The organism is Methanosarcinales archaeon, from assembly GCA_014859725.1.
Taxonomy (GTDB): Archaea; Halobacteriota; Methanosarcinia; order Methanosarcinales; family Methanocomedenaceae; genus Kmv04.
On record JACUTQ010000025.1, the window covers coordinates 1 to 20118 of the forward strand.

Below are 20118 nucleotides of genomic sequence, written 5' to 3' on the forward strand. Positions count from 1 at the left end.
GTCACCCTTTTAGCGATGATGATCAAGGCGATTACAACACCATTGATCAATACCGCATTGGCAGTTCATTTTGCATATCAAAAAAAATCGTGAGATCATTTATGGAATTAATGTAATAAGAATATAACTGGCGCAGATTTTTATGCACATATATAGGCCAATACAATAAAATAAAAGAGCCTCGGGGGGGATTTGAACCCCCGACCTCGTCCTGTTTGGAGTCCTGCAGATTAACCGCAGTCCATTACCAAGGACGCGCTATACCCCTAAGCCACCGAGGCTATCTGTTTTTACGGGCCCGGTGGGATTCGAACCCACGACATTCGGGTTAGAAGCCCGACGCTATATCCTGGCTAAGCCACGAGCCCATAAGTGTTTATAGCTAAGTGGACTTTCAAATATAACTCTAACCTTAAAAACTCTTTGGTGCTATCATGTTTTAAAAAAATAAAATTATTACCTGGCTTCCAGATAAGTAACCTTATTGGCATCCACTACCAAGGGTTTTCCCAGTGTTGTTTCCTCAACCTTTCGCACCCTTCCTATTCCTTCCAATTCCAGCTGCAATCTGGCAGCAAAAGTCTCGCTTTCTTCGAAGATCTCATCTGACTTATGTAAGATCCGATGCATAGAGACCTGTCGCCACTTGATCCTGGCTAATAGGCCAATAGTTCCTGTATTAATATCGTCATAACCGGATTTTGTTAATAAAATCATATCTCCGGGATTAGTTGCATGTGCAGAGAAAAAATTATGTGGACTTCTGATCTCAATAGTGCGAACACGGTTATCCTGTAGTTCTTTTAGTACCTGTGAAGAAATACCTGTAATTGCTATATATTGCATTTCATCACCCTAAGCATACATCGGGAACTCTCGTCTTGGTTGATCGTCCTGTTCCGAGGATTTAACCTGTTCAGCAAGTTTCTGTAATTCCACCTCGATCTGTTCAGCCTGTTCCATCAGATTATTTATGTCAATTGAAAGATCATAGAGTTTGTTAAGGACTTGAATTACCGCGGCAGCGGCCCTTGGGTCCGGATTAGGGCTGTTTGTCTCACCCAGTAGACTGACAGCAGGAATTTTTCGCATGTTACATTCCGTCATTACACTCCCTGAAATCCCGCTTATAGTACCAACCTGGAATATCTCTACATGTTCCTTGATCTTTTCAAGCATCTCTTCACTGGTAGCTGCCCCAAAGACCTTGTTCTCCCCGGTTGTCATTGTGGCAATCCCGGCAATAGAGACGATCTCTTTTACATTCAAAGATTGAGCCCAATCTATCAGGACCTTACTGACTTCATACGAGATGGTCGGATGGATCGGAATATCAGATATAACTGTCAACATATTGTATTTACTGCTCTCATATATCCTGACAGGCATATTGACCATGCCGTTGAATAGGACTGCAATTGGAGGGAAGTATTTAGATTCAATTGTTCCTACATAATCCATTTCAAGCTCGTCTATCAAATGCTGGGACGCAATATTTCCAACTAAACCGATCCCTGGAAAACCTTCAATAATAATTGGATTTTCAAGTGATATTGGATCAGTAATAATCTTTACATTTTCCCCTGATTGTGATTGATCATCACTCGCCATAATTTTTCACCTAATCTCTCTTATGAATCTCTAATAGATAAGTACATCGATAATTCAAAACGGGTTACAGGTTTTCCAGTCTCCTGACAGCTTCCTGCAGTGTATCATCACTCTTTGAGAAAGTGAATCTGAGCTTGTTGGAACCCAGATCATTATCCTTAAAAAAACTGCTTCCCGGAACTGCTGCGACCCCAATTTCAGATGCAAGGTAATGGGCAAACGAAACATCATCCCCCGTATCGAACCCTGATATATCTGCTAATATGTAATAAGCCCCCTGCGGGAGCGTACACTTAAACCCGGATTTTATCAATGCATTGTAGAGCATGCGGCGCTTTTTATCATACATCCCCACCAGTTCTTCATAATAAGATTTTGGCAAATTCAGGGCAGTTATACATGCATGCTGAAGTGGGGCCGGGGCACCTACTGTCAGAAAATCATGGACTTTACGAATTGCATCTGTCAAATGAGCAGGAGCCAGGGCATATCCCACACGCCATCCAGTAACACTATACGTCTTACTAAAACCCCCAATGGTAATTGTACGTTGTGCCATATCGCCCATAGAAGCCAGGCTGATGTGCTTTGCATTATCGTATATGATATGTTCATATATTTCATCGGTAAGCACGGTAACATTGTTGTCTGTGGCAAGATCTGCTATGACTGAAAGTTCATTTCCGGAAAAAACCTTCCCTGAAGGATTATTAGGCGTGTTCAATACCAATGCTTTTGTCTTTTTATTGAAAGCTGCTGCCAGGACGTCAGGATCAAAAGTAAAATCATCCTCATCCAGAGGTACAAACCTGGGCCTTGCCCCTGAGACAGAAGCATCAGGTCCATAATTTTCATAGAAAGGCTCGAAAATAATCACCTCATCACCTGGATCGATAATTGCCAGCATGGACGCCATCATAGCTTCGGTAGTGCCGCAGGTAATAGTAACTTCACTTTCCGGATCAGCTTCTATCCTGTTAAATTCGGCAGCCTTGCGGGATATCTCTTCCCGCAGTTCTTTCACACCCCAGGTAATAGCATACTGATTATGATCGTCTGCAATGGCGGTATTTGCTGCAGCTTTCAGCTCTTCAGGTGCCGGAAAATCAGGAAAACCCTGGGCAAGATTAACAGCATCGTGGCGTAGTGCCAGACGGGTCATATCCCTGATAACAGATTCAGAAAAATAATCACATCGTTTTGAAGGCATCTATTCACCAACACAGACCCACATATTCTATATCGCCACAGCAGATAACGTTCCTGCCATCAATTACCAGGGATCGGTGCATTGTCTTGAATTCACTGCACAACATCTTGAACTCGTCCCATTCTGTCATCACCAGGCACCCATCAGCAGATTCAAGGGCCTGAATTGCAGAATCGCAGTATTCGATATCAGGATATATTTTTTTCATATTATCTACTGCCATTGGGTCGTATGCAGAGATTATAGCTCCCTTTTCCAGTAATGTTTTAATTACAGGGGTGGATCTGGATTCCCTGATATCATCAGTGTCATTCTTGAAGGCAAGCCCCAACACAGCGATTTTTTTACCGTCCAGCTTTCCCAATCTGGATTCCAGAAAGTCGATCATCTTCAATGGCTGCATTTCATTGACCTGGACAACAGATTCAAGCAATTGTGGTTGGTATCCCAGTTCTTTTGCCTTCCCGATAAGTGCCTTTACATCTTTGGGAAAGCATGAACCTCCGAATCCGGCACCCGAATTCAGGAAATATGGCGAGATCCTGAAATCCTTTCCAACTGCTTCCATAACCTGATATGTATCGATACCCAACTGTTTGCAAATGTTGCCTATCTCATTGGAAAAGGATATCTTGGTTGCTAAAAAGGAATTATTGACGTATTTTATCATTTCTGCTGTCCTGGGATTGGTATGCGTTATCTCACATTCAAGACCTGCATATAACGAAGAAACAACCTTGTCAGAGCTCTCATCAATGGCACCCACCACGATCTTATCAGGATGCATGAAATCATAAACTGCCTTTCCCTCTCGCAAGAACTCAGGGTTCATAGCAATACCAAAATTGATTCCCGCTTTCTTGCCAGATGTTTCCTGAACGTGTGTCATTACCACCTTTTCAGTAGTTTCCGGCACAACAGTGCTTTTTACCACAACCACATGATAATCGTTCTTCTTCCTTATAGCCTGGCCGAGGCTCTTGCTGGCTGCTTTGACAATGGAAAGATCGATATTGCCATCAACATCCGAAGGCGTCCCTACACAGATAAATGACACATCAGTATTAGTCACAGCATCATCATAATCGCTGGTAGCGCTGATTCTTTTACCAGCATGCTTCTTAAGAAGTGCTTCCAGCCCCTCTTCATATATCGTAGGCTCACCCCTGTTTATCATTTCAACTTTCTCAGGATCGATATCAATACATATCACATCATGACCTAATTCTGCAAAACATGCAGCAGTCACCGTCCCCACATAACCGGACCCTATTATTGATATTTTCAAAACCACTGTCTCCTATATTCTTTACATCCCGTCCACGTATGGAGCCCGAAGGGCTTCATACGTGTGCTAGCCCGCTACTGGCTAGAGTAGCACAAAAGCCCCTGGCATGATATTACTATTAGCTTCGATCACAGAACCCACATTCAGCATACTATTGATACCTGTATGAACATGATCCCCCATTATAGTACCCAGTTTCCTCCTGCCTGAATCTATTACAACCCCGTTGATCCGGGCTTTTATGTTTCCTCCATCATGTCTCAGATTCGCCACCTTTGTCCCGGCCCCGAAATTGCACTCACTCCCGATAATGGAATCTCCCACATACGATAAATGGCCCACATGGGTATTATCCATAATAATTGAATTCTTCACTTCAACAGCATTGCCGATACGAACACACCTTCCCAGACTGGTAAAGGGGCGGATATAACAATTTGGCCCTATATCACAGTCCGGTCCAATAATAACCGGGCCTTCGATATATGCGCCGCTCCTTACCCTGGCACCAGCCTCTACGATCACAGGCCCGTGGATATGGACATCATCCTCGACCTCACCTTTAATATCAGTGCTAATGGTTTTCAGGAATTCCATATTTGCATCCAGCAGATCCCAGGGTCTGCCGATATCCAGCCATTTTCCTGTAATTACCTGATACCCCACATGGATACCATTATTGATCATATCCTGAATTGTCCGGGTGATCTCGTATTCATTTCTGGGGGATAGTGGTGTCTTATCAATGGCACCGAACACTTCAGGTCCAAATACATAGATGCCTGCATTAGCAAGATTTGTGGGAGGCTTTGCAGTTTTTTCATGTATTCCCATAACGCAGCCTTCTTCCACTTCCAGCACCCCGAACCGGGATGGGTCATCCACTTCAATGGCTGTCATTACTACAACCTCATCCCGTTCCAGCAGTTCCTTTATCTGTTCGGACGAGACCATAACGTCCCCGTTCATGACAATAAATCTTTCATTGATCACTGAACTGGCAGTACCAATGGCATGGGCCGTACCCAGCCTTTCCTCCTGCATTACATAATCGATACGGATGCCGAATTTCGAACCATCTCCAAAATAGTCAACTATAGTCTCACCACGATATCCAATCACAAGTACAAAATCATCAATACCCGAATCACGGGCCTGCTCGATAATATGCTGCATAATAGGGCGGTTACCAAAAGGAAGCATTACTTTTGGGCGGTTTCTTGTCAGGGGGCGCATCCGGGTACCTTCCCCGGCTGCAAGAATAACGGCCTTCATGTTACTCCTTTTAATGTTGTTATAATAAAAAGATATTTACTTCAACTGCAGGCAGAACCAACTGCAACCTTAACGATGTGGCATACTTTCTGGAAAAGCTCATCCACATTTGACCTCGCCTCGGCAGTGACACGTACCAGCGGTTCGGTACCTGATGGCCTTACAAGGACCCAACCACCATTCGTTTCCACTCTGATGCCGTCTATAGTACTGACTTCCCCCATTGAAGACAATTCACTGGCAATATCAGACATTGCACCGTCTTTTCGCTGGTTATCACAGGTGATCCCTATCCTCCTCGTATTATACTTTGGCAAGGCATCAACCATATCAGAGAGTTTTTGGCTGCCAATGATCTCGATCAATCTTGCTGCAGCATAGATCCCGTCCGGACAAAAGGAAATTCGTGGAAATATCCAGCTTCCTGACGGCTCACCTCCAAATGCTGCACCTGTTCTCTTCATGACTTCTGCCACATATACGTCCCCCACCCTGCTTCTCAGAATTTCTGTTTCAGGCAGGGCATCATCCACTATAAGTGAGGTATCTACAGGCACTACTATCTTTTCAGCATCTTCATAAGCTGCCAGGATTGCCAGTAGCTGGTCACCATTTACAAACCTCCCCTTATCATCTACTGCCATCATCCTGTCCGCATCTCCATCATGTGCAATCCCGATATCTGCTCCCCAATCTATGACAGTTTTCATAAGCAGACTCAGGTTGTCTGTTTTAGGTTCCGGGTTCCTGGCAGGAAAATGTCCATCTGGCTGGGCATTCAAAGATAGCACTTTGCACCCCATGATTCTAAGCAGCAAAGGTGTGATCACGGATCCTGCACCATTGCCACAATCAACTACTACTTTAGTTGCTGTTTTTAAGGAACCTGTTTTATTCAGTATAGCCTTTATATGGTCTTCAACAGCATTTTCATAAATATTTTGATTACCGATCCGGCCCCATTCCACTAAAAAATAGCTGGATGATTCGATGATTGATTCAATTTCCTCCTGCTGGGTGCTGTCAAAAGCCATCCCGTCCGGGTTCCATAATTTAATGCCGATGTACTCAGCCGGATTATGGGATGCTGTGATCATTATTCCCAGATCAAAATCCTTTGCAGCATATGCTAAGGTCGGAGTTGGAACAAGACCTAACCTGGTCACATTGCATCCTGAGGACATTAGTCCGGATATAACAGCTTCTTCGATCATGTTTGCCGAAACTCTGGGGTCCCGTGCAATTACAGCAGTGGAGCAACCGATACCAGCTGCTTTTCCCACATTCAATGCCAAATCAGGTGTAATCTCAACATTTGTAATCCCCCTGATCCCTGATGAACCAAACAATTTCATTTCATCACCTATTCGACAGTCACACTCTTGGCAAGATTCCTTGGTTTATCGATGGAACAGTTCCTCTCAATAGCAGTATAATAAGCCAGAAGCTGAACCACAACCGTAGTCAATAAAGGCGACAACAGTTCATCTGTCTTAGGAATGGGCAACACATTATCTACATATTTAAGGATTTCATCGTCATCCTGATTCGCTATGCCGATAACTGAGGCTTCTCTCGCTTTTACTTCCTTTATGTTGCTGAGAATCTTATCATAAGTAGAACCTTGTGGTGCAATAGCGACCACAGGTACATTGTTAGATATTAAAGCAAGTGGGCCGTGTTTCAGTTCTCCTGCAGCATACCCCTCAGCATGAATGTATGAGATCTCCTTTAATTTTAATGCCCCTTCCATGGCTATTGGATAATTGATGTTACGTCCTATAAAGAAATAATCCGTTGAATCCACAAAAAGAGAGGCACATTCATGAATCTTTTCTTTATTTTCAAGAATGTGGTTAATATGTCCTGGTATTTTTCGCATTTCAGAAAGTAGTTCACGCGCTCTATTTGCATTCATAAAAGACCTGATTCTTGCGAAATAGATTACCAGCAGATATAAAATCACAAGCTGTGAAATAAATGACTTTGTGGCAGCCACACCTATCTCCGGACCTGCCCTTGTGTAGATAGTATTGGAGGCTTCCCTTGAGACTGAACTTCCCATCACATTGGTAACAGCCAGGGTCTTACAGCCATAAGATGCAGCTTCCTGCAGAGCTGCCAACGTGTCAGCTGTCTCCCCAGACTGTGTTATTCCAATTACAAGTGTGGAGGGCGCTAAAACCGGACTAGAATACCTGAACTCAGAACCACTATCCACATCAGTATGTATACCTGCCAGTTTTTCGAACAGATATTTGCCAAGCAAACCTGCATTATAAGAGGTACCGCATGCAATGATCTCGATCCTCTGAAGTTGCTGGATCTGCTCTATGGTCATTTCCAGTTCTTCAAAATTGACATTCCCTTCAAGTTCATGTAACCTGCCGACCATGGTCTCATGAATGGAATTGGTCTGTTCATGTATCTCTTTAAGCATAAAATGAGGATAACCTGCTTTCTCTGCTGCTTCCAGGTCCCATTCTATGATATGTTCTTCCTTTGTCCTGGGATTCCCTTCAAGGTCTGTTACCTGTATTCCATCGTATTTAACAGAAATAATCTCCCCGTTCTCAACATAAATGATCCTGTTAGTATATTTTAAAACCGCAGGAATATCAGAAGCTATGAAATTTTCCTGTTCACCTAGCCCGATTATTAGCGGGCTGTCCTTTCTTGCTGCCACCAGTTCACCAGGGAGCTCATCACACAATACAGCTATTGCATATGAACCCTGTACATGACCCAATGCTTGCCTTACAGCAGCAGTCAGGTTTTTTGAATAATATTTGGATATTAGATGAGCCAGCACTTCCGTATCAGTATCTGATAAGAACTCGTAGCCTTCTGAGATCAATTCTTCTTTCAATTCCAGATAATTTTCGATGATACCGTTATGTACAACTGAGATATGGCCAGATGAATGAGGGTGTGCGTTCTGTATGGTTGGCTTTCCATGGGTGGCCCATCTAGTGTGTCCAATGCCGATCCGTGAAAGAATGGCAGGGACAACTGATTCAAGTCTGGAGATCTCACCTTCCTGTTTGAATATGCCGATGTTTCCTTCGTCATCTATAACAGCTAACCCTGCAGAATCATAACCCCTATATTCTAATCTTTTTAGTGATTCAAAAAGAATCTTGATTGCGTCCCCATTCCCAATATAGCCAACTATTCCACACATTATTTTGACCAACTTATACCAAAAAAGCATCTTCAGGTATTTCTTTTGAGATAATATGACCAGATGCTATGGTACATCCTGTAGCTATCATTTTACCGGGTTCGGTAAGCACTCTATGTTTGATCTCATTCCCATCCCCAATGACTGCGCCCAGTTTTTCAGCCCTGTGGAGTATTCCTTTAATTTCTATCACCAGGTTCTCACCGGTTTCTGTGATAAAATGGGAGCCTATACTGTTGTGGGCTCCAATGAGAGTGTTGGATATATATGAAAAAGCACCAATCCTTACATCATGATTGATAATACTATTATTGATCTGATTAAATGGTTCAATTGTGCAATTGTTGCCTATTGTGGTTGAGGGGAGTATCACAACATTAGGCCCTATCTCACAATTTTTACCGATAATTGCTGGCCCAATGATATATGAACCTGACCTTACAATTGTATTGGCACCTATACTGACATTACCTTTAATTATTGCTCCTGCTTCGACATCACCATTTATGATCGGCTGTTTGCATCGTTCCAGCAGGTAAGCATTAACATTTAATAAATCCCATGAGTGAACAGCATCTATCCATGTGGACTCTGACTTGACCATTGTCACAACCTTGCCTTCATCAATCATCTGTTGAATGCTGTCGATAATACTATACTCTCCTGTTTCAGAAATCACAGTTGACTCAATAGCCGTAAAAATATCAGGATTAAAAATATATATTCCTGTATTTATCATCCTGCTGACATCTTTTTTTGGCTTTTCCACAATTTTTTTTACATTAATATTATCAGAGATTACAACGCCATACCCTTCGATATCCTCTCTTGTGACAGTTAAGATCGAAATGTCGCCTGATTTGTTTTCAAGGATGTCAGAGATGGTCTCATCCTCAATAATATTATCACCATTTAGCACGATGAATTCGTCATTAATGTAAGGAAGAGCTTGTTTTAAGGCATGAGCTGTGCCCAGCTGCCCTTTTTGTTCTACGTATGTAATATTTACTCCAAAGTCTACTCCATCCCGGAAATAATCCATAATACGTTCTTTTCTATATCCAATAATAATTATTATATCAACAATCCCGCACCGGGCAAGGGCATCAATGATATGTTCCAGAATCGGTTTATTAGCTACTAACAGCATTACCTTTGAACGAGTAAGAGTAAGTGGCCGGCATCTAAGTCCTTCACCGGCTGCCAGAATAACTGCCTTCATATTTTATCACATGCTAAATTATCATTGATTAATATAAAACGTTGCTATATTTATTAATAAAAAATGATTATTAAAACACCTCATAAATCTTAATTAATATTAAAGATTAAAAGGATAAGAGAATGACAGTCTCAAAACGAGTCATGATCGTAATGGTAATTGCTATTCTCACATTGATAGTTCTTTTTAGTGCAATTGATGGATGGAATTATGTAACTGAAAATGAATTTTGCGAAATATGCCATGAGATTGAATTTGAGAAATATAATACACCTGGCGATTCTATGGATTTCGCTCATAATGAAAACGGAATTTCTTGTTCCCAATGCCATGAAGCAGCAGGAACTGCAGGAATGTTGGAATTTAAAAAAGAAATTGCAATTATGCTAATATATGATGTGGCTGGTGTTGATGCCCCTCCTGGAGAAGATGAAGTGGTAGTACTTGAAAATAAATTTAGATGTCTCAAATGTCATTCTGATTTTATTTCACTGACATCACAAAGGGTAATTAATCCACATGACGATGCAGGTGATTGTAATTCATGCCACAAAGGACATGAAAGAGAATTGCCTGAACAAACATGCGGTGAATGTCATACCAAAGCTATTGAATCTCTAAACTTTAATGGAGGAAAACATGCAAAGAAAAGTTGTTCCTTCTGCCATCCACAACACGGATATATTCCAAAGTGCCAGGATTGCCATGGATTGTTTCACATAGCTGGTTTAGAGGAATGTACCCAATGTCATACCAATGCCCATTCTCCACGAAATCTTGAATTCTCTTCAAATATTTCAAAAGAAGAATGTACTTCATGTCATTTTTCTATTATACGAACTACTTTTGAAACCCAGCCAACAAAGCATGTTGGAATTGGTTGTGTGATTTGTCATCCCAAACACGATCAAAGCCTGGAATGTACATTATGCCATACTGGACATAATGAGACAATGAAGGCTGAAGAATGTACTCAATGTCATTTACAGGCTCATGTACCTTCTCAGGTTGATTATCCTCCAAATACGCCATCAAGCCTGTGTGGAGGATGCCATGAAGAGAATGCCAGACATCTCAAAGAGAATATCACAGGCCATTCAAACAAGAATTGTGCGTACTGCCACCCACGGCATGGCCAAATACCTGAATGCACTGCATGCCACGGATCTCATCATGGCATGTCGTCCGGATGTACTACCTGTCATATGGAGGCACATAATTTAGGCTTCCCACATTCAAGAAAGTCGGTAATTTGATGTATAAGTAAAGAAATTAAACGGCCAATGAGAATCCCGAAACCGCTTTGTCTGATAATACTTGACGGATGGGGTATTAATCCGAAAAGGGAGTGTAATGCTGTCACCATGGCAAAAACGCCTGTGATGGACAGCCTTTTGTCAAAATATCCCCACACAACATTAGATGCTGCCGGTGAAGCAGTTGGCTTGCCAAAAGGACAAATGGGCAACAGCGAAGTGGGACATCTGAACCTGGGGGCAGGCCGTACTGTTTATCAGGATATTACCAAAATAAATAAATCAATAAGTGATGGTGACTTTTTTCACAACCCGGCATTGATGGGGGCTATCGGATATGTAAGAACTAAAGGATCTTCACTTCATCTTATGGGTCTGTTATCTAACGGGGGAGTTCACAGCCATATTGATCATCTGTTGGCCCTGCTTACAGTTACCAGGAATGCGGGCTTAAAAAAAGTATATCTCCATGCATTCCTGGATGGTCGTGATGTTCCACCCCGCAGTGCCGAGCAGTATATTATGCAGGCAGAAGAAAAGATGGAAGAATTGGGGGTCGGAACCATTGCCACAGTCAGCGGTCGGTATTATGCCATGGACAGGGATAATCGATGGGAACGGGTCCGTCTGGCCTACGATGTTCTGACCCGTGGGATGGGTGAAACATCACACATTGCAACGGATGCAGTAAAAGCAGCTTACGGACGTGGTGAAAATGATGAATTTGTCAAACCCACAGTAATTCTTGACCATGGTAATCCCACCGCAACAATAAATGACGGTGATGCTGTATTCTTTTTCAATTTCAGGTCTGATAGGGCGCGGGAACTGACAAGGGCCCTTACCAGGCAGGATTTTACAGGATTTGAGCGTAAGAAATTACCTGACATCCATTTTGTTTGCATGACACAGTATGATGCTACATTTGACCTGCCCGTGTCATACCCCCCCGAGCATCTGAGTAATACTCTGAGTGAATATCTTAGCAAAATGGGAAAAACTCAGCTTCATATCGCAGAGACCGAGAAATATGCTCATGTAACGTTTTTCTTCAACGGTTTTATTGAGAAACCTTACAAAGGAGAATACAGGAGTCTGATCCCCTCACCAAAAGTGGCCACCTATGACCTCAAGCCAGAGATGAGTGCACATAAATTAACTGAAGTGCTACTGGAAAAGATCAAATCAAATGATTATGATGTTATTATAGTTAATTATGCCAATCTTGATATGGTGGGTCATACTGGGATATTTGAAGCTGCTGTTAAAGCCGTAGAAACAGTAGATGAATGCCTCGGCAAAGTCGTAGAAGCGATAATCTCAAATGGTGGTGCAGCAATTATTACGGCAGATCATGGTAATTGCGAGCAGATGAGCTATTATGAAAATAACAGCCCCCACACTGCACATACTACCAACCATGTACCTTTGATATTGGTTTCTGAAATGGATAATGTAACAGTAAAGGAGGGCATCTTTGCCGATGTGGCTCCGTCCTTACTTGAATTGCTACATCTGGAAGTCCCGGTTGAAATGACAGGACAGTCATTGATCGTAAGGAAAATCTAATCTATCATAACATCCATAGCCCAATATATGTCCAGTAATGCAGTTGTTTTTGATAGCGCGGGAACCTTGCTTCATATGTACCGTGCTGCCAAGAACCTGATAAATGATACAATATGTTATGATATTGTGACCACTGACCTGGCAAGCACAGATCCGAATTACGGTATTGTGATCATTAATATTGATCCAGAAAAATTAATGGAAATAAATGAAAGCTGTCTTATCCACCAATTTCTGGATGAATACAATATCGCCATTGATATTGGATGCAGCAGCCGTCCGGTAAGTGTCGCAGAAGCACGTTTAATAATTAATTTTGATTCAAGGGCAATAGTATCTGATCTTCATGAAGTGTTACTAGCTGTATTGGGACGATGTGATAATAGCCGGTACATGGGAGTTGGGGTCATGATCGATACGGCTCATAATTGCATCCCTTACACTCTAAGTACGGGAGGACGTTTATTCCCTGGAGTAAAAGATGTGGTTAAACAGCTGGAAGATATGGGAGTGGATGTATATATTGCCTCGGGAGATAAACAGGAAGATGTCGAACTGATTGCAAAAAGCATTGGAGTAAAAAAAGAACATACTTTCGGGCTTTCAACTCCCCAGCGCAAGGGTGAGATCGTTGTGGATCTGAAAGGGTCTTATGATAAGGTTGTTATGGTCGGCGATGCCATTAATGATATTATGGCGTTCAAGCAGGCTGATTTTGCAGTAATGACGGTCCAGCAAAGGAATGTAAGACCTGAAAAACTTAGAAGTGAGGCTGATGCAATAATCGATCATATATCCCAGATCGTCCCTCTTGTGAGTGATTTGATTTGAACAAAGGGGAACATGTACTTTTATTAGGAAACGGCAAGCGTTATTTTGCAAAAGCCGATGAAGGTGATCTTCATACTGATGTGGGTGTATTCAAGCTGGATAGCTTAATGGAATTGCAATATGGGGATACTATATCTTCCCATCTTGGTTTTGAATTAAGAATCCACTGTCCCCGGCTGCCTGATTTTTTTAATCATCTGAAAAGGAGCGGGGCTCCCATTAGTCCAAAGGACATTGGAATGATCATTTCGCATATTGGTCTTGGTAAAAATGATGAAGTTCTTGATGCAGGTACTGGTTCAGGTATAATGGCTATTTATTTAGGATATATTGCTAAACGTGTAGTGACATATGAAGTTCGGGAAGAATTCCTGGAAATCGCTAATTCTAATATTGAACTTGTGGGACTTGAAAATGTTGAGTTGAGATTTGGTGATCTGATTAATGAGATTCAATCCATTGATGAGATATTTGATGCGGTAATCCTTGATATGCATCAATCGGCACAGGTGATCCCATTTGTTCCAAAAGTGTTAAAACCAGGAGGATTTCTGGTGGTGTTCACGCCATTTCTGGAACAGGCCAAAGAAATCCGTAATGCTATAGATGAGACCGGATTTGAAGAAACCATAACTCTTGAGTGTACGCAGCGTGAGATTTCTTTCAGCGAAAGGGGAACCAGACCTTCCACAACCAGGGTTGGTTATACAGGGTTTATTACTTTCACAAGAATGCCCTGAGTGTTACCACTTTTGTTACCATTTTTGATACCAAAAATTATATTAGTTATTAAATGAACCATGTATTATTCTCAAAATTGCCATATAAATGCAGCAATGTGGGAATGCATGCTACGTGGGCTAGCAATGAAGTGAATGGAGCGATTTCAAATCGCCGGAATAAACAAGTTGCGACAATCTAATATGTTGTAAAAGGCATAGGGCCATACAAGGTCTTAAGAGATTGAAAGGAAATCCAATTCCTTCATTTCAGAAATGTTGACACATAATATATGTGTAGGGAGTGGATGAATGCAAGCGCAAGTCCCTGAAAATGGAGCCTCCTGGAAAGGGAGGTCAGCCCACAATTAATATTATTGTTTCTTAATTCTTATTCTTCCAATATTTTTTCAATGATTCTTATTACTTGATTTTCTACAATATTTAGAGGCTGCTCGGCTTCAACCACCAAAAAACGTTCTGGATACATTTCAACTAGTTTTAGATAATTGGCCCGAACCTTTTCGAGGAATTTCACCTTTTCGAATTTTGTCTGGTGACTGCGACTCCCCACTCTGGTTACTGCCAATTCTGGTCTGACATCTAAAAGAATTGACAGATCTGGTATTATGGTCCAGCCTGTATGCAGACCCAGCACCCATTCCAGTGCATTGTCAATAATTCCATCCAATGTTGCTCCCTGGTAGGCATACCTGCTATCAGAATACCGATCTGAGATAACGATCTTGTTATCTTCCAGGGCAGGTCGTACTGTCCTGCTAAGGTGATCGGCATGGTCTGCAATGAACAGGAACAGTTCTGCTAAAGGGTCTGTCTCTGATTTGATCGCACGATAGACTGCCTCTCCAATCCATTCTGTTGTTGGCTCCCTGGTAAATATTATATCAGCATTTTCATCAAACTTCTGCTTTAATAGATTTAAAACCGTAGATTTTCCTGACCCGTCAATTCCTTCAATGGTTATCAGTTTTCCAATCATTTAATCTTTCCTTAAAAGTCAAATAAAGAACTCTGGTTCTTCTCTTCTTCGTTACTTGATCCCACGGGTTCTTCAGGTTCAATATTTATAGGAATTTCATCAGGTTCTGTCTTTATTTCTTTTCCTTCTTTCATATGGGTAAATCCGCCGAACATTTCAATACCATGTTCAACTTCGTCCTGGATAAGCTGTTGTGCTGCCTGGTATATCTTTTCGACTTTCTTAGAAGGTTTCGACTCCAATAAAAATGCGATCTCATCTGGATTGAGTTTCAACTCGGCAGCCAGTCCTGCCGAATGGTCGCTGCTTTTCATCATTTGTTTGAAAAAGACAAGGAGGTTAGAGCGTACATATTCGCTGGACACGTGGAAATGTTCACCAATCTTTCCTGCCAGAGAATCCCTGATATTTCTTTTAGCTTTTGTCTGTCCCATTTTTTTAAAATACTGGGGAGATTGATATTTCTTGTAACCTGGATATCTCTGTGTTTTAACAGCTGCGACCCCTCCTGACATGAGCAGTCCAGCATAGCGCCAGAGTTTATAATTCTGCCTGCGCCTGACCCTTCCCAGGAACTGATCTGCCCTTGCAAGCTGGAAATATCCTGCAGCCATATCCTCATCTTTTGTGTATCCTATGGGCAGGTTCTCATCTATCCAGTGTATCAGCTGTTCCGGACTTTCATCCAACTGCCATGCGGCTTCCTGGGCAGACCTGAGATCCTGTTCCCTGAAAATAACATCCATTGCCCTGAATACAGTTTCTTTGTTGTCCCTTGGAGCTGTGACCATGTCATCAACTTCAAGTTCATGCCTGCCTATGGCCATGGCCTGAAGATCATTGATCGCACTTCTCAGGTCACCATTGGCTCCTTCCACGATCTTTTCTATAACACCGATGCCTATCATCAAACCTTCGTTTCTACATATATTTTTTAACGCTGTCACCATCGATGTGGTACTGATACTTTTGAATTGAATGGGTCTGCAGGACATCCGAAGCGTGGGAGTTATATCATAGAATTCATTGGCAATCAGTATAATCGGTTGGGAGGTGGTCTTTATAACATTAATGATAGCACTGGCACCACCGCGGTCATAGTTACCATGCAGGTTATCTGCCTCATCCAACATGACCAGCCTGCGGCCCGTCGTACCGTCAAAAGTACCCATTTTACTGGCAGAACCTGCCACTTTTTGAATGATACCTGCAGTCCTCTGGTCACTGGCGTTTAGTTCTATTACATCCCAATCCATTTCGTATGCAAGAGCATAGGCTGCAGATGTCTTGCCTACGCCTGGTTTTCCGTAAAGTATCAATGCCTTATCTTTGGGCACCCCACGTTCCCAATCATGTGCCCATTTTAACAGTTCTTTAACAATACTATTGTGGCCTGCCAAATCTGTAAGGTTTTTTGGACGATATTTCTCTGCCCATTCCATAGGCACTGTGCTCATTGTCGTGTTATGTTAACGGCAGGATTAAAATAGATATCTTTTTTAGCTGGAGTTCCATTCGGATTTAAATTATATTTTATATCTCATAATAGCTAACCTGATATATCTTTTCCCATAAAAATTTAATGAAGGGAAAATTATTACTGAAAAGATAAGTTGTTACGATAATAATAATTGTAATGCTGCCTGTCTTCTTCTGACCTCATTCGAAAGCTTTATCTGGATAAATAGATAAATTATCATCAAAGGGGGAGTTGATGTTTATGAATATTCGAAATTTTGGATTTATTCTTTTATGTTCAGTTATCCTATTCACAGGATGTGTTGAAGAAACTCAATCAGTCAATGAAGTTCATACGAACAATGAGAGCGCTGAAGCCAGTTCGCCAGAAATGAAGCCGATGTTTTATGATGTGAGCCTTCATGCCACCACAGGCGGTATGGAAAAAATATATAATGAGGGCTTTAAGCAAATTACTGGTATAGATTATTTGGAACTGAATTGTTACCATTGTCACGCAACATGTGATGACTGCCATGCTAAGGATGTGAATGGAAACAAAGTGTATGAAACTGCCATTGCACAAGACAAGATGACATGTTTGAAATGTCACGGCAGAGAGGGACTTATAACCAATTTGAATCTACAAGATATGCACAACACAAACAATGTAACTTGCATCGACTGCCATACCTCTGAAGAAATCCACGGTATGGGTGTTGAAATTGACACTATGAAGAATCCAGATACTATTGCAATTGCATGTGAAGATTGTCATTACAGTGGCAGTGATAAGGCAACACCACCGTCGGAAACAATCTCACATACTGTCCATGGGCAAAAGGTTGATTGTTCAGCATGCCATGTGGGGTCATCTGTTACATGCTATAATTGTCATTTCGATACGTTCATAGAATCTGATCAGAAGATAGCCCTGCCAACAAAGGATTGGTTATTCCTTTTGAATTATAATGGAAAGGTTACTTCAGCTAATATTATGACCCTCAGTTATGGTAAGAAAACTCATGCAATTTTTGCTCCACAGTTCCCACACAATGTAATAAATCCGGGAAGAAGCTGTGGAGACTGCCATGGGAATGAAAATGTCAGGGACATAGATGACGACAGTAAGATTACTCTTAGTTGGTGGGATGAGGGTTTCAAACATAAAACTGGTATAATACCGGTATTAGATACTGAAACATATGAATATGAGCTGCAGTTTTTGTGGCTTGAATTCAACCCGGATACTGAAGAAATGAAATGGTCACAATTGGATGGTCAGGAAGATCCTTCCATTATAATTGGAAACTACGGTGAACCATTGACAATGGAACAGTTCCAGAAATTGAAGTTGAAACAGATTTAGTACTTAAAATAGGGAGGTCCCGGAAAAACGAAAATCCCTCCTTATATGACCTGATATGCAAAAATAAGAGCTCCATAAATGGTATCATTTTCCTGCAAGAATTAATTTTCCCGCCAGGTAACAACTACATCATCAGGACGGAAATTTGGATTAACATGTGATTTTTCGATAGGTGTGTAATCCTGTTTTTCAAACATTAACAAGCCTAAATAAGCGATCATGCTTCCGTTATCACCCATAAACTTGTTTTCTGGGACGTAAAATTTTATTCCCCTTTCATCACACATGATCTGCAGCATTTCCCTTAATCTCTTATTTGCCCCCACGCCTCCGCCAAGCAGTACTTCATCCTTGCCTGTATGTGCCACGGCCCGTTCTGTTACCTCAACCAGCATGGCAAAGGCTGTCTCCTGATAAGAATAGCATACATCTTCCAGAGAATGTTTCTTCAATGCCTGGGATGCTGCTGTGGATTGACCTGAGAATGAAAAATCCATTCCTTTAACTACATAAGGCAACGGTACATAGAAAGATGCTTTTTTAGCGAGTTCTTCAATTTTCGGCCCCCCGGGATGCTGCAACCCCGCTCCCCTTGCGAACTTATCAAGGGCGTTGCCAATTCCGATATCCAGGGTCTCGCCAAATACCCTGTAGCGCCCGGCCCTGTAAGCCAGCACCTGGGAGTTGGCACCGCTGACATACAGAACTACCGGGTCCTCTGCATCGGTCTTCCATCGGCCCACTTCTACATGGGCAACGCAATGGTTCACTCCGATCAGCGGGACACTTAATGATAGTGATAGTGCTCTGGCTGCTGTAGCTGCGGTGCGAAGGCAAGGTCCTAAACCCGGACCCTGGGAAAAGGCGATGGCATCAATGTCATGTACTTCAATTCCATTATTTTTTGCATCTTCAAGTACTTTTGATATTACTTTTTTTATATTATCAGCATGGTGCTGTGAGGCTTCTCTGGGATGTATGCCGCCAGTAGGAGGAGTATATGTGGCTGTTGATTCGGTTATAACATCATTTTTATTAACTAAAGCTGCACTCAGGTTCCATGCAGTGCCTTCAATTCCAAGGATAATAGGATTTGTAAGTTCGTTCAAAATAATGCCTCTAATTAGTAACTCTTTTTTGCTAAAAAAGCTTTCAAGAGTATTAAATATTTAGTATAAAAGAAATTATTACATTATTTCCCTGACTTTATTTGCAGCTTTGCTCAGTTCTGTTAGAATAAGATTAAGGTTGGTCTCTGATCCTGCCAGAACTGCTACAAGGGCTTTAGGTCGGCTCTAATGGCAATAAGCCTTTCATTTTTTGCTGGCTACTAACGATTTTTTTACACCTGTTAGTCCTAAAAGTTCTTGTTGAACCCGGCGGAATAATATACCTTGTGCGATATTTTGTGACATATCAGCTACCTCACATCTCTAATAGAATATTGATCTGATACAGTTTATATTACTTTCGGTCAAATATTTCTAAAAAAGTTAATCTGTTAATTCTGCCAGCTTGATACCAATAAATCCTATCACAATGACAAAGGCCACAAGTATTGCTACATTCCCGAAGTTTGCAATATTATGAAAACTAAAATTCTTATCGTTAATAATGACAATGAGGATAATAAAAACCAGTACAGCACCAACTGAAGACCCTATCTCCAGGTATGTCTTTTTCATGATGCACTACATAGGATTTAATAGGTTTTAAATTTGCTGGTATTTTATAGTGGTACATGACAGAATTTGAAAGACAGTTAGTAAAATCATTCAACGTTTTTTTTTGCAGAAAACGGGATCAAAGGAATTGCCTTTCGTCTCAAGCAGCACCGGTTCTCACACCAGTACCTGGACATTGTTGTGGATTCTCTCAACCCGGATTATTACCTTGGTATCGAATGTAAGAGCATTTCAACTGATAAGGGAGCAAAAGCTCTGTACTTCACCCAGCATTTCACTACTGATAAGAATGGATCCCATCAGGTTGAGAGGATGAGCGATTATCTCAGGATGTCCGGACGCAAAGGTTTTCTGGCAGTTGAACTGCGGCAGGGTGTGGGAAGGATTCGAAATGCATATGCCATACCCTGGAATATAGTAACTAAAAGATTCGAGGAGGAG

General features: G+C 41.7%; 17 protein-coding genes, 2 tRNA genes and 1 pseudogene. 6 read left to right on the forward strand and 14 right to left on the reverse strand.

Annotation, left to right across the window (positions count from 1 at the left end; translation table 11 throughout):
• Window positions 1-177: 177 nt before the first annotated feature.
• The 10 genes from IBX40_03540 to IBX40_03585 form a co-directional block, all read right to left on the reverse strand.
• Window positions 178-281: transfer RNA gene (locus IBX40_03540), tRNA-Thr, on the reverse strand.
• 12 nt (window positions 282-293) lie between these two features.
• A tRNA-Arg gene (locus IBX40_03545) sits at window positions 294-368 on the reverse strand.
• Between the two features lie 88 nt (window positions 369-456).
• Window positions 457-846, reverse strand: coding sequence for a DUF473 domain-containing protein (locus tag IBX40_03550; GenBank protein MBE0523397.1), 390 nt, complete (start codon window positions 844-846; stop codon window positions 457-459).
• Window positions 847-855: 9 nt separating this feature from the next.
• Entirely contained in the window at window positions 856-1611 is a 756-nt protein-coding gene (locus tag IBX40_03555) for a proteasome assembly chaperone family protein (protein MBE0523398.1), read from the reverse strand.
• Between the two features lie 64 nt (window positions 1612-1675).
• Window positions 1676-2821, reverse strand: a complete 1146-nt coding sequence (locus IBX40_03560) for an aminotransferase class I/II-fold pyridoxal phosphate-dependent enzyme (GenBank protein ID MBE0523399.1) — start codon at window positions 2819-2821, stop codon at window positions 1676-1678.
• 4 nt (window positions 2822-2825) lie between these two features.
• A complete protein-coding gene (locus IBX40_03565; protein ID MBE0523400.1) occupies window positions 2826-4109 on the reverse strand; it encodes a UDP-glucose/GDP-mannose dehydrogenase family protein in 1284 nt (427 codons plus the stop codon).
• 81 nt (window positions 4110-4190) lie between these two features.
• A complete protein-coding gene (locus IBX40_03570; GenBank protein MBE0523401.1) occupies window positions 4191-5384 on the reverse strand; it encodes an NTP transferase domain-containing protein in 1194 nt (397 codons plus the stop codon).
• Between the two features lie 41 nt (window positions 5385-5425).
• A complete protein-coding gene (gene glmM, locus IBX40_03575; GenBank protein ID MBE0523402.1) occupies window positions 5426-6739 on the reverse strand; it encodes a phosphoglucosamine mutase in 1314 nt (437 codons plus the stop codon).
• An 8-nt stretch (window positions 6740-6747) separates the two neighbouring features.
• Window positions 6748-8568, reverse strand: a complete 1821-nt coding sequence (glmS, locus tag IBX40_03580) for a glutamine--fructose-6-phosphate transaminase (isomerizing) (GenBank protein ID MBE0523403.1) — start codon at window positions 8566-8568, stop codon at window positions 6748-6750.
• Window positions 8569-8581: 13 nt separating this feature from the next.
• Window positions 8582-9790 (reverse strand): NTP transferase domain-containing protein, encoded by a 1209-nt coding sequence (locus IBX40_03585; protein MBE0523404.1) that lies wholly within the window; start codon window positions 9788-9790, stop codon window positions 8582-8584.
• 122 nt (window positions 9791-9912) lie between these two features.
• Here IBX40_03585 and IBX40_03590 point away from each other — a divergent pair, with 122 nt between their 5' ends.
• The 4 genes from IBX40_03590 to IBX40_03605 all read left to right on the forward strand — a co-directional run bounded on the left by IBX40_03590 (window position 9913) and on the right by IBX40_03605 (window position 14186).
• Window positions 9913-11046, forward strand: coding sequence for a cytochrome c3 family protein (locus IBX40_03590; protein MBE0523405.1), 1134 nt, complete (start codon window positions 9913-9915; stop codon window positions 11044-11046).
• A 27-nt stretch (window positions 11047-11073) separates the two neighbouring features.
• The gene (locus tag IBX40_03595) at window positions 11074-12615 is read left to right on the forward strand and encodes a 2,3-bisphosphoglycerate-independent phosphoglycerate mutase (GenBank protein ID MBE0523406.1); all 1542 of its coding nucleotides are present in this window, start codon (window positions 11074-11076) and stop codon (window positions 12613-12615) included.
• 27 nt (window positions 12616-12642) lie between these two features.
• On the forward strand, window positions 12643-13446 hold the full coding sequence (locus IBX40_03600; GenBank protein ID MBE0523407.1) for an HAD family hydrolase: 804 nt from the start codon (window positions 12643-12645) through the stop codon (window positions 13444-13446).
• Window positions 13447-13553: 107 nt separating this feature from the next.
• The gene (locus IBX40_03605; GenBank protein MBE0523408.1) at window positions 13554-14186 is read left to right on the forward strand and encodes a methyltransferase domain-containing protein; all 633 of its coding nucleotides are present in this window, start codon (window positions 13554-13556) and stop codon (window positions 14184-14186) included.
• Window positions 14187-14556: 370 nt separating this feature from the next.
• Here the strand turns inward: IBX40_03605 and IBX40_03610 are convergent, their stop codons facing one another.
• Together IBX40_03610 and IBX40_03615 are read right to left on the reverse strand one after the other, a co-directional pair.
• Window positions 14557-15165: a dTMP kinase gene (locus IBX40_03610; GenBank protein ID MBE0523409.1), complete on the reverse strand. Its 609-nt coding sequence runs from the start codon at window positions 15163-15165 to the stop codon at window positions 14557-14559.
• An 11-nt stretch (window positions 15166-15176) separates the two neighbouring features.
• On the reverse strand, window positions 15177-16622 hold the full coding sequence (locus tag IBX40_03615) for a replication factor C large subunit (protein ID MBE0523410.1): 1446 nt from the start codon (window positions 16620-16622) through the stop codon (window positions 15177-15179).
• Between the two features lie 263 nt (window positions 16623-16885).
• On the opposite strand from IBX40_03615, the gene IBX40_03620 reads away from it, so the two are divergent.
• Window positions 16886-17992: a hypothetical protein gene (locus IBX40_03620; GenBank protein ID MBE0523411.1), complete on the forward strand. Its 1107-nt coding sequence runs from the start codon at window positions 16886-16888 to the stop codon at window positions 17990-17992.
• A gap of 101 nt (window positions 17993-18093) precedes the next feature.
• Here the strand turns inward: IBX40_03620 and IBX40_03625 are convergent, their stop codons facing one another.
• Window positions 18094-19101 (reverse strand): bifunctional N(6)-L-threonylcarbamoyladenine synthase/serine/threonine protein kinase, encoded by a 1008-nt coding sequence (locus IBX40_03625; GenBank protein ID MBE0523412.1) that lies wholly within the window; start codon window positions 19099-19101, stop codon window positions 18094-18096.
• A 384-nt stretch (window positions 19102-19485) separates the two neighbouring features.
• Window positions 19486-19677, reverse strand: a complete 192-nt coding sequence (locus tag IBX40_03630) for a hypothetical protein (protein ID MBE0523413.1) — start codon at window positions 19675-19677, stop codon at window positions 19486-19488.
• 56 nt (window positions 19678-19733) lie between these two features.
• Here IBX40_03630 and IBX40_03635 point away from each other — a divergent pair.
• Window positions 19734-20118, forward strand: a pseudogene (locus IBX40_03635) (hypothetical protein).